Consider the following 13,143-nt stretch of genomic DNA (forward strand, 5'->3'; position numbering starts at 1 on the left):
AAACTTAACATAAAATTAACATAAAAAAACGAAAAATCCTAATGAAATCAATTTACTTTGCATTTCAAAGTACTTTAAAAATGGATTCTAAAGATTATTTAAAAGACATATCAGAAATTAAAAACCTAATGAATAAATCTTCTCGATTTATTTCTTTAAGTGGCTTATCTGGAGTTTTAGCAGGTATTTATGCATTAGTAGGTGCAGCAATAGCCTTTGTCTTGGTTAAAAACTCGACCCGTGGTTATTTAATTCTAGATGGTTATATTTTTAAACTTTGCTTACTTATTTTAGCTTTAGTTGCCATTTTCAGTATTGTTACTGGTATTATTTTAACCACTAAAAAAGCTAAAAAGCAAGGTGCTAAAATTTGGGATACCAGCTCAAAACGGCTTGTTATAAACTTTTTAATTCCATTATTAACTGGTGGGCTTTATATTTTAATATTGCTATTTCAAGGTAAATACGGGCAAACAGCCGCTTTAATGCTAATATTTTACGGTTTAGCTCTAGTTAATGCCTCAAAATTCAGCATTGGCGATATTAAATATCTAGGAATTATAGACATAATTTTAGGTTTAATTGCCGCCTCCTTTCCTGGTTACGGATTTTGGCTTTGGGTAATTGGTTTTGGTATTATGCACATTATTTATGGCACTTGGATGCATTTTAAATACGACAAATAATGTTAAAAAACTATATTTTAATTGTTTTAGGAATTTTAGTTGGAATAATGGCTTTAGTTATTTTTGCACGGACTAATTATTTATTTTTAGCATTAGTATACAGCGCTTTATTAATAATTTCTGGGCTTTATTACAACGAACATAAAATATTTTTTTGGTTAAGTTTTCTCTGTATTTTACCGCTTGCCCTGTTATTTTATTTCCAACTATTTAAACGATTGCGTTTTTTATTTAATTATATTTTTGATTTAAAAAACCCGCAAGCTTCACCAGTAGCTTTTTTATATGGTTTACTTTTAGAATTACCATTTTTAACATTAATCTCCTATTATTTTTATAACCTTTACAGCTCTTTTAAAACCAAAAATCGAAGATTCATTTAAAACATGGGCATTATAAACAACATAAATAAAGCATTCGACCACCGGATTAGATTAGGCATCATGTCTATTTTAATGGTTAACGAATACGCCGATTTTAAAATGCTTAAGGATCTTCTTGAAGTTACCGATGGTAATTTAGCTAGCCACACCAAAGCACTAGAGAAAGTTGAATATATAAAAGTAGAAAAGCAATTTATTGGTAGAAAACCAAACACCCGCTACTATACCACTAAACTGGGAGAACTTGAGTTTAAAAAACACATTAACGCCCTTGAAAAATTAATTAATAAACAATAAATCATTTTTTTTAATCATTTACTTTGAAACTCAAAGTACTTTAAATTAATAGTTATGGAAACACCTCAAAAAACAGCACCTCCCAACCGATTTGCCAATTGGTTAAAAACATCGATTACCTCGCGCATGATAGCAGTTGGATTTTTAACCTTAGTTTTACTAGTACCACTAACCTTTATTCAAAATTTAATTCAGGAGCGTTCGTACAGGCAAGATGAAGTAGTTAACGAGATAAACCAGCAATGGGGCAACGAAGTATTTATTTATGGCCCTATTTTAAAAGTACCATATAAAACCTATTCGGAAAAAATAGTGACCGACAAAAAAACAAAAAAGGTATTTACCGAAACCCATACCGTTATTAATTACGCCTATTTTTTTCCTGAAAGCCTAAATATTACATCAAACATTAACCCAGAAACAAAGCAACGTGGTATTTATAAAACTGCCGTTTATAACAGCGAAATAAAATTAAACGGCAAGTTTACAAAACCAGATTTTAGCGATATTGAAGTTTCCGAAAATGATATTCTTTGGGAGAAATCGAAAATAATTATCCAAACTTCAAATGTAAAAGGTGTTAATGAGGCGCATTTAACGCTTAATAAAAACACGTACCAGTTATCATCAAAATACAACAGCCAAAGCAATGTAGCATACAACCAAGTTGCTATGCATACGCTAGAAACTAAATCGTTTACTAAAAACCCAATTAATTTTAACGCCCCAACATCTTACAACATAAACTTCAATATAAAAGGCAGTAAACAAATTCGTTTTATCCCAACAGGAAAACAAACCGAAGCTCAAGTTACATCAAACTGGAAAACTGCTAATTTTATTGGTGAATTTTTGCCTTACAATGGCGACAAAATAAGCGACTCTGGTTTTGATGCCAAATGGAAAATTTTAGATTTAAATCGTCCGTTTTCGCAACAGCATTTCAACAATTTACCAAACTTGCAAGACTTTGCTTTTGGCGTTAATTTTATGATTCCTGTTGATGAATATCAAAAAAGCGAACGATCGGCTAAATACGGTTTTTTAGTTATTGGTTTAACCTTTTTGGTCTTTTTCCTAATTCAAACATTAAGTAAAATAAATATTCATCCGTTTCAATATTTAATGATTGGTTTGGCTTTAACTATGTTTTACACGCTTCTCATCTCTATTTCGGAACATAGTAACTTTTTTAAAGCCTATATAATTGCAGGTATTTCGGTAATTGTTTTAATAACGCTTTACTCGAAAACCATATTACAAACCTTTAAATTCCCTGTATTTATTGGCTTGTCCTTAACGGCACTTTACACCTTTATTTATGTGATTATTCAGTTAGAAAATTACGCCTTATTGGTTGGCAGTATTGGTTTGTTTTTAATACTCACAACCGTGATGTTTGTATCTCGAAAAATAGATTGGAGCAACGCTTAAGTTTTATTTGTTAATTACCAAAACCTTGTTTCTAAACCCCAATACATGAAACAAGGTTTTAATAAAAACTAGATTTCGACTGCGCTCAACCTGACGACTAGATTTCGACTGCGCTCAATCTGACATAAGACTAGGTTTCGACTGCGCTCAACCTGACATAAGACTAGATTTCGACTGCGCTAAAACAAACAAAAGGCATAAACCTTTTATAATTTAATAAAACAACAGTAACGTTATAAAAAACACACTTTAAAAATTTAAAAATCATGGAACAGATAAAAGAATTATCGTTTAACAAATACAGCGCTTTAAGCATTTTATTTATTGCGTTATCGTCAAGCTTTTTTTTACTAGCCGTAAAAATGAAACTTACACACTCCTATCACTATCTATTTTTAGTATGGAACATCTTTCTAGCAGTCATTCCCTACGCCATTACCACATATTTAAAGCGCAACCCCAAACGTTATAAATTAAGTTTGGTGTTATGGCTAGGTATTTGGCTGCTTTTTTTACCTAATGCGCCTTATATAGTTACCGATTTTGTGCATTTACAATACAACTACAGTCATTATTTTTGGCTCGATGTTCTTATTATTGCAGCCTTTGCTTTAAGTGGTTTATTATTATTTTATTTTTCACTTTTAGATTTTAATAAAATTACTGCTAAATATCTTTCAATTAAAACCCAGTTATATGCTAATGCGGCTATTTTGTTTGCATCGGCATTTGGAGTTTATTTAGGCCGTTATTTTAGGTATAATTCTTGGGATATTGTAAGCCATCCAATAGATTTAATAGTTGATATTTTTCACCTTTTAACCAACCCAAAGTCTATGACAAACCCTTGGTTATTCACTATTATTTTTGGATTATTTCTTTGCGGCGGATTTTGGATAATTAAAACATTAGAGCAGCAAAAATTGAAAAACTAATGAGGTTAATCCTTCCTGTTTTTCTCTTGAAGTTTTCTAACAATTGAGGCTGCCATATTACGAGGAATAATACGCGGTAGTGTTGCTAAAAACTTATTAAATCCTCCAGGGATGGCATAAGGTTTACCTTTTAACATGGCTTTATAACCGTATAATGCGACGCATTTTGCATCGCCCATATTGAATTTAATTTTATTTTCTGTGGTGTTTGCCGAAACGGTTTCTTGAAAGGCTGTTTTTGTTGGCCCGGGACATAAGGCTGTTACTGTAACGCCCGTCCCTTTTAGTTCGTTTGCAATAGCTTCAGAAAAAGACAGCATGTACCCTTTTGATGCGTAGTAAATAGACATTAACGGCCCAGGTTGAAAAGCCGCTAACGACGACATGTTTAATATTTTTCCCGAACCACGTTTTACCATGCCTTCTAAAACAAGTTTGGTTAAATGTGTTGCGTTTACAACATGTACGTTTAGCATTTGGGCTTCGCGCTCCCAACAGGTATTTACAAAAGAACCAAACAACCCGAAACCTGCATTGTTTATTAAAACATCTAAAGGTTCGTTGTTAATATCGTCCATAATATCTTGAGCGACATTTACCTGACTTAAATCTTTTTGCAGCGTTACAACCTCGACGTTATAGGTTTGCTCAAGCTCGGTTTTTACTTGTGTTAATTTTGAAGCATCAATATCAACTAAAAATAATTTGTAATTGTCTTTGGCTAATAAAATGGCCAATTCGTAACCTAAACCAGAGGCAGCACCAGTAACTAAAGCAGAGTGTTTCATACCTCAAATAAAGTAATAATTATGGAAAATCACCCTTTTTCGTCAACAAAATCTTGCAAATAATTAAATTTTGGAGTTAGCTTCCCGCTTTCGGTGATTTTTGCGCGCTGTAAAATCCCGTCCTTGTCCTCATTAAAAAACGCTGGAATTACATGTTTTAAAAACATGTCGCCAAAGCCTTCGCTGGCATCTTGCGGTAATTCGCAAGGCAAATTATCGACCGCCATAACTACAATGGCTTTTTCGTTTTTATAATCGATTTCTGATTCGGTTTGTGGGTTGTAACCATAAATTGGTTCTGCAATAGTTGATGCGCGAAGTGTTGTAGCCACTGGCCCGTCGACATCGCAACTAATATCGGCCACGACTTTTATATTAAAATCGGGCGATTTTACATCTTGTCGGGTATACAAATATGGTGCGCCATCGCCGTAAAAGTGTCCCGCAATATAATAATCGGTTACTTTGGCAAAACGCATGAAATTAGATTGATAATCCTGCGGATTATTAAAAAAGTCTGTATTATTTAAAACCTGTCCATCTGTACGCTTGTTATAATCGAGCACATCAATTTTACAATACACAGGTTCGTTAAAGTTATCGTTTAAATACTCCTGAACCGATACTGACTTTATTTGCATAGCATCTAACATTTCTTGAGCACCATTGGCAACTTTACCGCTTCCAGTTAATAATATTTTTATATTTGGAAGCTCTATTTGATTTAATTCTGCGATTAATGCCGCTTGGTTTGGTAAAGGTCCTGCTTTTGGTAATTGCCACGTATTGTATTTTAAACCCCAGGCTCGAAAACCGTTGTAAGCACCAACAATTCCAGCAAATCGTCCGAAACCTATTAGCCTATTTCCTTTGGCATCGACAATGGTTTCGTGGTCGTAAAGCTCTATATTTTTATTTAAAATAGCTTTTAGTAATTTACGGTTATAAGGTTGCTTTTTTATGGTATGCGAAAAGAAGAAATATTTTTTATTAGGAATTAATGCCGAAATAGGTACTTCTTTCACTCCAATTAAAACGTCTGCATCAGATACATCATTAACAACTTCAATACCTTTTTGTTGGTAAGCCTCGTCTGAAAACACACGAATTGTTGAAGCTTCTACAATAAATTGGGCTTCTGGAAATTGCTTTTTAGCTTCATCTAGTTTTTCTGGTGAGAAAACCACACGACGATCGGGTGGTGTTTTGCGTTCTGTTATTATTGCGAATTTCATAGGTTTTATGCGCCTAAAAGCGGCAAGTGTTTTATTTTATGATAGGTTAATGCGAGCGTTATACAATGCTCTAGTTCGGTTTTTGGAAGGCTCTCGTTTATATTAAAAATGATGGCTCTTTTACCTTCGAATTTAAAAACGGCTTTATAAATTATTTTAAAGGTGGAAACCAACTGCGAGGTGCATTGAAAATACATAGCGTATTGGTTTGGTGTTTTGGGTTTCCAATCGATTCGTAGTGTGCTACCGTGTTTTGTTACAAAACTGGGTTCATTCCATTTTAGGGTTTCTTCTAGTTTTTCTAATCCTGTTATGCTTTCTGCTGTTTTTAAAACCAAAGCGCGTAGCGCATCCATTTTGGGTTTTACCTGCGGCGGATAATTGTTAAACTTTTCGTTTACTTTTGGATGACTGACAATTTGCATAACACGTAACTATGGAATACTTTTTGTTGTAATTTAAGTGTATTAAAACAGATTTACAAACTTTTTAATATCTTTGCCGCCCGCGTTAAGGATTGAGGTATTGTTGGAGCTCCTCGCAGAGAGCGACTACCGAAAGCCTGACGCACTTTTGCCATTAAAAGCAAAAGTGGGTAACGCACACTGTTTAAAAATACGCTTGGACTGTGCTTAGCTTGACAGTTGAAGTGACACAATAATATTCCCGCCTGTGCGGGAAAACGGGGTCGACTGGTTTTGACAGCGAGATTAATTGAACGGTAAGCACGTGGTGTAATGGTTTTGAAACACCTAAAAGGCTAGACCAAACTTTAAACGGCGAGAATAACTACGCTTTAGCTGCTTAATAACTGAATTATAGTAAGTTCAAGCCTCGGCACACAAGGTGTGCAAGCTAAATGTCTCTAGAAAGCCCTGGTTAATGGCGTTCTTTTTTGAGGCATCGTAAATATTAACTAAGATTAGGTAGCGCTTTGATGCCTTTTCGAGATTTAAAAGCTAAGTTGTAAGTGGGTTGTCTTTAACCAGCTTGCAGTCGAAAACCTAAGAAAAGAATAAACGTGTAGAAAGCCCTTTGGTTACTTGTTTGGACGAGAGTTCGATTCTCTCCGACTCCACTTTTTAAAACCCTATAAATTTGATTTATAGGGTTTTATTTATTTTATCACCCAACACTATGTGTAAATTACCGCCATCGATAATGTCTTGATGTGTTATGGATAGTGCGTTGTAAGGCTCGCCATTTAACAAAATAGATTGGATATATTTATTTTCGGGAGATTGATTTTCGGTAGTGATTTTAAACACCTTACCGTTTTCCAAATTAATAGTTGCCGAAGTTACTGTTGGCGAGGTAATGCTATAAACCGCCTCGGCTGGATTTATTGGATATAATCCCATTGATGAAAACACCAACCACGCGCTCATTTGTCCGCAATCTTCATTTCCACAATAACCATCTGGTTTGGTGCTATATTGGGTTTTTATAATTTTACGTACCATGTCTTGGGTTTTCCAAGGCTGCCCAATTTCGTTATACAAATAAGCTACATGGTGACTTGGCTCGTTACCGTGTGCATATTGCCCAATCATTCCAGTGCTAAAAATAGGTAGCTTATCGTCTTTTTCTGGGTAATAGGTAAACATAGAATCTAATTTTACTGCAAATTGTTCTTTTCCTACGGCTTGCTCTAATCCATCGATATTATGCGGAACAAACCAAAAATATTGCCATGCGTTACTTTCGCAAAATTCTTTCGTATATGCTTTTGCTGAAAATTCACTAACAAAATGCCCTTGATCGTCTTTTGGACGGAAGAATGTCGATTCTGTATCGTACAAATTACGCCAGTTATCGGCGCGTTTTGCAAACACTTTATTAGCCTCTACATTCCCTAAGGCTTTTGCTAATTTGGCTATACACCAATCGTTATAAGCATATTCTAAGGTTTTTGAAACCGACCAATTTTCGTGATGTTCGCCAGTGGGAACATAGCCTAACTTTTTATATAAATCTATTTGTCTGCCATCTTCGTTTGCTGAAGCGATACAAGCCTCTAAAGCTTTTTCGGCATCCATTGGAATGCCTTTAAAATAAGCATCAACAATTACAGGAACGGCGTGGTAACCAATCATCATATTTGTTTCGTTTCCTGCTAAAGACCATACTGGTAGTAAACCCGTTTCGTCGTAATGCGATAAAAACGACTTTACCATATCTTCAGTTTCTTTTTGAGAAATAATGGTGTATAATGGATGCGTTGCTCTAAAGGTATCCCATAATGAAAATGTATCGTACTTATTGTAACCGTTGGCTACATGATTTTTGCCATCGGCACCTTTGTATGCGCCATCCACATCGCTGTGTAACGATGGCGTTAAAAACACATGATACATATTGGTGTAGAATAACTCTTTTTGAGCTTTTGTGCCTTCAATAGTAATTTTTGAAAGTTGTTTTTCCCAAATAGCATCGGCCTCTGCTACGGTTTTTTCGAAATCCCAATGCCCTAATTCGGCTTCAAGGTTTTTTCGAGCACCAGCTATACTTGCCGAAGACATCGCCACTTTTACTTTAATTTTTTCGTTATCTGATGTTTTATAATGAGCCACTATTTTGGTAAACTGTCCTGCTACGCTATCGGCATTAATTTCTTCAGAATTATTGAATAACTGTGCTTTATCGAAAGGTTTAGAAAACTGCATTACAAAATACACGCGTTGGTCGGCCGCCCAACCTTTAGATTTACGGTAACCCACAATGGTTTGATTGTCTTCTATCGTTATTTTAGTTTCCATAGGTTTATCCCAATTTAAGCTATATCCTAAATCGAGAATAATTTGACTGTTATCGTCCTTTGGAAATGTATATTGATGAAAGCCTACGCGGGAAGTTGTAGTTAATTCGGCTTTAATACCAGAGCTTAACAAATCTACAGCATAATAACCTGGGCTTGCCTCTTCTCTATCATGAGAAAATTTAGAATATGGTCTGTAAGCAGCTTCGGGTGTTAAACTTTTAGTGAATTTACTGTTTAAAGGCATTACCAATAAATCGTACATATCGCCAGCACCAGTACCTGATAAATGCGTATGACTAAACCCTGCAATGGTAGAATCTGGATAAAAATAACCTGCAATTCTGTCCCAACCAGGCAAACCATTATCTGGACTTAATTGCACCATTCCAAATGGAACAACTGCTCCGGGATAGGTATTTCCAGGTCCGTCGGTTCCGGTAAAGGTGTTTACATATTGTGTTAGCTTTTCTTTCGACTCCTGCACACCTTCTTTTTTATTATTTGCACAAGAAACTACTGCTAAACTCAGTATTAACAATAAGCTATTATAAAACTTCATTTTCCTTTTAATTTTAAAGCACATTTACTTGGTGCTATGACAAACTTACGCTTAAAAAATAATGGGTTTACTTATATTCTTCTTTAAGCTTATTTACTTTGTTGTTGGCATTATTAGCTATATGGCGGCTATAATCTTGAGTGTATAAAGTTGCAATGGTGCTGTACTTTTTTGCTAAATTGTTATAATCTTCCCAAGCTTTATCGTAAACTTTAAGCCATTTTTTAACGTTTTTAGCATCGCCATTATCATCTGCATATTTAATATTAACCAAGCTTCGGTATATTTCATATAGCTTTAAACCATATTCCGATGAACCAAGAGCATGATTTTTGGTTTCGTTATTTCCCCAATTAATGCTTTTAGCTAAACTAACTATAGTTTTCCATTTTGCAACAGCTTCATCTTTTTGAGCTAAGTTTCGTAACTGCTCTGTTTTACCTTTAACCACCATTGGCCACGCAATACCTTGATCTCTTGTCCACCACGGATTCATATCGCGATACGTACTATTTCTACCACGAACAACCGCTTCGGCAGAAAGTAAACACAAGCGTCTAAATTTCTCTAAGTCAGTTCCTTTTAAACCTAAACGTTCTGTAGCATATCGATTAAAAATAAAGGCTTCGGTTTTATCGGTATTTTGTCCCCATTGTGCCATTACCCAAGAATTAAGATCGCACCATAACTCATCTTTTATATATGGACCATCCCAACCGCCACCACGCGACCAAGTCCAGATACCTGCATATAATTCTGGTTTAGTTTCAACAAACTCCTTAATACTGTTAATGTCTTCTTTAGGCATACGGCTATGCTCTTCGAAACCATCAATTACACCATTGGCGATATAATTTGGATAAGCGCCTTTACCTTCGTATTCGCGAGCCGATTGCACTTCAATAATTTGTTTATGACGCCCTTGACCAATGACTTTACTAAAACTATTTGCCCTGTGAAAATCGCCTTCGCAATGCTTTACACTAATAATTAAATTTTTATGAGGTGTTACAGCATCACTTACTTTTAAATAGTTTTCTAAGTTAACATCGAAAGCGCCCCAAGTTCTAAAAATTAATTGTTTATCGCGTTTCTCGCATATTTCCTCCTTTAAAATATTAATTAAAGGAATAATGGTTTTTTCTGGATTATTTTTGTCTTTTATATCCCCTAAATGAAAAGGCGCATCGTGTAAATAGGTTTCGCCAATACGCACAACCAGACCATCGAGATCTGGAAACTGATCGAACATTTCATTAATTTGAACTCGAATTAATTGCTCGGTCAATTCGTTATTAGGATCGCCAAAAGTGTCTTCAATATTATATTTTTCTATTAATCTTTTTGGAAACAACACCAAATCTGACATGGCATAAATGGCCATATTTTCGGCCTTACATGCGGCATGCATTTGTTTAATTTGTGCCGCTTTTTCATCAACCCATTTTCTATCTTGAGTGCCTTTAGGAAGCACATCTTTATCGAATGATTCCCAATTTATAGCCAATGCAGGAGATTCGAATAAAAAGTACACTTTGCCGTTGTACCCCATTTCCTTAATTACTGCCGGATTGTTGTATTTAGAATCGTATGGTGTTTCACCAGGATTATGATGAACCATATCGAAAATTAAGGGTTCTGAATTCTCCTTTTGTCCGTACACAGCATTCTGAATTACTAAAGACAAAATAAAAATTGCTACCAAGTATTTTTTTAAGATTAATTGAATCATTTTTCTGCTTAAATAATGTTTTTATTTATTATTAAAATCCTGTAACAGTCGAATTAATTAACTGTAAATCTTTACCTTGCATCCCATACCAAGCACTAATTACTCTAGGTTTATCGCTTGGTCTATATTTAATAGTTATAGGATGCCAACCCGCTTTAAGCGCGACATTTCCGTAGCGTTTTCTTGGTCCGTGCCAACCGCTATTATCTACAACTAATGTATCTCCAATATATAAATAATCGCCACCGTCCGATCGTGTTTCGAATTGATAAATTCCATCTTTTTCGGCTTTTATATAACCTGAAAACACCATATTAACCGGCTTTTTTCCTTTAAAATCGGCGATATCAACGCTATCTACAACTTCATATTTTGTTGTAGTTTTAAGCTTAATATCTTCCACTTTTTTAAGTTTCCCTGATATTAAAAAACGTTTTAGCCCTTTTGATTTTGGTTCGATAGCTTCAGAATTTAAATATACTTTCTGCTCAACTTTTGTCTTTTTAATATCATTGAATATTTCACCTTTATAAGCTCTAGCCTTAATTTCTACCGTATCACTCACCGTAAAAGGTTCTGTATATTTTGTAGTTTCCTTTGTTGGTACAGAACCATCTGTTGTGTAATAAATTTCTACACCTTCTAAAGGATAAGCTAATTCCAACTTAACTTTTGTACTATCAACCATAGCTATGGTTTTATCTAAGCCTTTTACAATCGGGATGTAATAATATACTCCTAGCTCATCTAACCTTGGGTATTGTTTTTCAACGCGCGCATTAAAAGCTTCAAAATCTTTATTTTCTTTTGATGCCCATGCATTTTCTGCCACCGCTAACATACGTGGAAATGCTTGATATTGTAAGCGTTTAAAACTTGGAATCCACTCCGACCATAAATTAGCTTGAATACCTAAAACGTTAGCTTCTTCTTCGGCTGTAAAATTTTCTGGAACAGGCTCGTAATTATAAATTTTCTCTAAAGTATTTCCTTCATTTAAATAATCGAAATAATAGGCATCTGTTGGCGTAATTACCAATTCGTTCCCGTTTTCGGCCGCCTTTTTAGGCGCTTCTGGTCTCCAACCTCTCCACCACATTACGGCTGCATCTTTAGTTAAACCACCTTCAACAATTTCGTCCCACCCCATAAGTTTTTTTCCTTTTGAATGTAAAAACTGCTCAATATCACGATTAAAAAACGACTGTAATTCGTGTTCATCTTTTAGGTTATTATCTTTTATTGCTTTTTGGCATAATGGACATTCTTTCCATGATGCTATATTAACCTCATCTCCACCAATATGAATGTATTCGTAAGGAAATAAATCGACAACTTCGCTTAATACATTTTTCATAAACTCGTAAGTGGTGTCTTTTCCTAAACATGACGGGTGTGTAAAAACAGTATCCCAACCCGATTGCCCATTGCAAGATAAAAACGGATAATTATCTATGGCTGCTTTAAAATGCCCTGGCATATCAATTTCTGGAACTACTGTAATACATCTATCATCGGCGTAAGCCACGATTTCTTTTATTTGTTCTTGAGTAAAGAAACCACCGTATTTACGCTCACCATCAATAGTTTTAAACTTAGCTTCATCAATGGTATAAAGTTTATTTTCTTCGGCGCGTTCCATACAAATCGTGTCTTGATTGTTTGGTGTTCTCCACGCTCCTTTTTCGGTTAATAATGGATATTGTTTAATCTCAATTCTCCAACCTTGATCGTCGGTTAAATGCATGTGATACATGTTCATTTTATAAAGCGCTAGGTAATCTAAAAAAGATTTAACCTCATCAATATCAATAAAATGACGACTAAAATCATTATGCATACCTCGCCACTTAAAACGTGGCTCATCTTCAATACTTAAACATGGTACATACCAATTTACTGAAACCTCGTTTGTACTTTCTATTTCTGATGGCAATAATTGACGAATGGTTTGAACACCATTAAAAAATCCGCTTTCTTCTGAAGCCGAAATAATGATTTGCGACGGATTTACAACTAATTTATACGCCCCTTCTTTTAAACCTTCTACCGTTTCAAAAATTACAGCTGCTGCAGTTTTTGATGTTGATTCGCTAAACTCGAACCCTGCAGAAGTACTAAATAATCCTTTTAAATAGTTAGCGGCTTTTTTATGCGCAGCTTCGGTAACTACTAATTTGGTTTTAGACTCGAATTCGAAAGCACTTTCATGAAGTTGTATGCTTGAAGGCTTTGGTATTATTGAAATATCATCTTTGGTAAAAGTTGGTTTTTGATGGGAGCAGCTCGTAAAAAGAACAGCTAAAAGTAAGAGCGTTAGATAGTTTTTCATG

At 34.9% G+C, this 13,143-nt stretch carries 10 protein-coding genes and 1 other RNA gene; 5 read left to right on the forward strand and 6 right to left on the reverse strand.

Annotation, left to right across the window (positions count from 1 at the left end):
* Window positions 1-80 precede the first annotated feature (80 nt).
* The 4 genes from LG651_RS11635 (at window position 81) to LG651_RS11650 (ending at window position 3,735) form a co-directional block, all read left to right on the forward strand.
* Window positions 81-686, forward strand: coding sequence for a hypothetical protein (locus LG651_RS11635; RefSeq protein WP_226696360.1), 606 nt, complete (start codon window positions 81-83; stop codon window positions 684-686).
* A gap of 386 nt (window positions 687-1,072) precedes the next feature.
* Window positions 1,073-1,366: a winged helix-turn-helix domain-containing protein gene (locus tag LG651_RS11640; RefSeq protein ID WP_226696299.1), complete on the forward strand. Its 294-nt coding sequence runs from the start codon at window positions 1,073-1,075 to the stop codon at window positions 1,364-1,366.
* Between the two features lie 54 nt (window positions 1,367-1,420).
* Window positions 1,421-2,800 (forward strand): cell envelope integrity protein CreD, encoded by a 1,380-nt coding sequence (creD, locus tag LG651_RS11645; protein WP_226696300.1) that lies wholly within the window; start codon window positions 1,421-1,423, stop codon window positions 2,798-2,800.
* Between the two features lie 266 nt (window positions 2,801-3,066).
* Window positions 3,067-3,735: a DUF1361 domain-containing protein gene (locus tag LG651_RS11650; protein ID WP_226696301.1), complete on the forward strand. Its 669-nt coding sequence runs from the start codon at window positions 3,067-3,069 to the stop codon at window positions 3,733-3,735.
* Between the two features lie 5 nt (window positions 3,736-3,740).
* Here the strand turns inward: LG651_RS11650 and LG651_RS11655 are convergent, their stop codons facing one another.
* From LG651_RS11655 to LG651_RS11665, 3 genes are read right to left on the reverse strand one after another with little or no spacing between them, the layout of a single operon-like run.
* Complete coding sequence (locus tag LG651_RS11655; RefSeq protein ID WP_226696302.1) at window positions 3,741-4,523, reverse strand: SDR family NAD(P)-dependent oxidoreductase; 783 nt, start codon at window positions 4,521-4,523, stop codon at window positions 3,741-3,743.
* A 29-nt stretch (window positions 4,524-4,552) separates the two neighbouring features.
* Window positions 4,553-5,758 (reverse strand): NAD(P)-dependent oxidoreductase, encoded by a 1,206-nt coding sequence (locus tag LG651_RS11660; RefSeq protein ID WP_226696303.1) that lies wholly within the window; start codon window positions 5,756-5,758, stop codon window positions 4,553-4,555.
* 5 nt (window positions 5,759-5,763) lie between these two features.
* Window positions 5,764-6,183: a DUF1801 domain-containing protein gene (locus LG651_RS11665; RefSeq protein WP_226696304.1), complete on the reverse strand. Its 420-nt coding sequence runs from the start codon at window positions 6,181-6,183 to the stop codon at window positions 5,764-5,766.
* A gap of 259 nt (window positions 6,184-6,442) precedes the next feature.
* Here LG651_RS11665 and ssrA point away from each other — a divergent pair.
* Window positions 6,443-6,839: a transfer-messenger RNA gene (ssrA, locus tag LG651_RS11670) on the forward strand.
* 22 nt (window positions 6,840-6,861) lie between these two features.
* Here ssrA and LG651_RS11675 read toward each other — a convergent pair.
* The 3 genes from LG651_RS11675 to LG651_RS11685 all read right to left on the reverse strand — a co-directional run bounded on the left by LG651_RS11675 (window position 6,862) and on the right by LG651_RS11685 (window position 13,142).
* The gene (locus tag LG651_RS11675) at window positions 6,862-9,078 is read right to left on the reverse strand and encodes a GH92 family glycosyl hydrolase (RefSeq protein WP_226696305.1); all 2,217 of its coding nucleotides are present in this window, start codon (window positions 9,076-9,078) and stop codon (window positions 6,862-6,864) included.
* A 67-nt stretch (window positions 9,079-9,145) separates the two neighbouring features.
* Window positions 9,146-10,810 (reverse strand): hypothetical protein, encoded by a 1,665-nt coding sequence (locus LG651_RS11680; RefSeq protein ID WP_226696306.1) that lies wholly within the window; start codon window positions 10,808-10,810, stop codon window positions 9,146-9,148.
* A 31-nt stretch (window positions 10,811-10,841) separates the two neighbouring features.
* A complete protein-coding gene (locus LG651_RS11685) occupies window positions 10,842-13,142 on the reverse strand; it encodes a family 20 glycosylhydrolase (protein ID WP_226696307.1) in 2,301 nt (766 codons plus the stop codon).
* Window position 13,143: the final 1 nt, after the last annotated feature.

The sequence above is a fragment of the Neotamlana sargassicola genome (genome assembly GCF_020523965.1).
GTDB lineage: Bacteria > Bacteroidota > Bacteroidia > Flavobacteriales > Flavobacteriaceae > Neotamlana > Neotamlana sargassicola.